Below are 531 nucleotides of genomic sequence, written 5' to 3' on the forward strand. Positions count from 1 at the left end.
GCGCCGCCTTGAGCGCGCTGCTAAACGGCACGCGCTTCGGCGTGAAGACGCGCGCCGTAATCATGAACGAGGCCCTCGCGCGCGGCCTGGGGATTCACTCGGGGCGCATCCGCTTCATCACCTTCAGCCTCGGCGCCGCGCTCGGCTCGCTGGCCGGCATGCTGATCACGCCGCTGTCCAGCGTCGATCCGAACATGGGGCTGCCGTACCTGGTCAACGCCTTCATGCTGGTGATGGTGTACGGCTATTCGATGCTCGGCCTGCTGCTGACCTGCCTGGTGTTCGGTGCCTGCCAGGTGCTGGTGAGCACCTTCGTCAGCCCGGTGCTCGGCGGCCTGACCATCGCGGTGCTGGCGGCGCTGACGCTGCGCGTCTTTCCCAAGGGGTTGTCCCATGCCTGACGTCAAGACCTGGTTTGCCGGGCGCGGCCTGGGCGAACATCGCGAACCGCCGGCGCCCGGGCGCAAGGGCGCGCTGCCGGGCGGCCCCCTGGCGCTGGTCGCGCTGGCGTTCGCGCTGCTCGCCGGCGGT

Annotated in this window: 1 protein-coding gene; it reads left to right on the top strand. The window is 70.2% G+C overall.

The window, feature by feature from the left end; all coding sequences use genetic code 11:
- On the top strand, nt 1-401 hold a 401-nt coding region (locus FQ705_RS29285), incomplete at its 5' end, for an ABC transporter permease subunit (protein ID WP_409934748.1).
- Between the last annotated feature and the right edge of the window lie 130 nt (nt 402-531).

The sequence above is a fragment of the Paraburkholderia sp. BCC1884 genome, assembly GCF_900996225.1.
GTDB lineage: Bacteria > Pseudomonadota > Gammaproteobacteria > Burkholderiales > Burkholderiaceae > Paraburkholderia.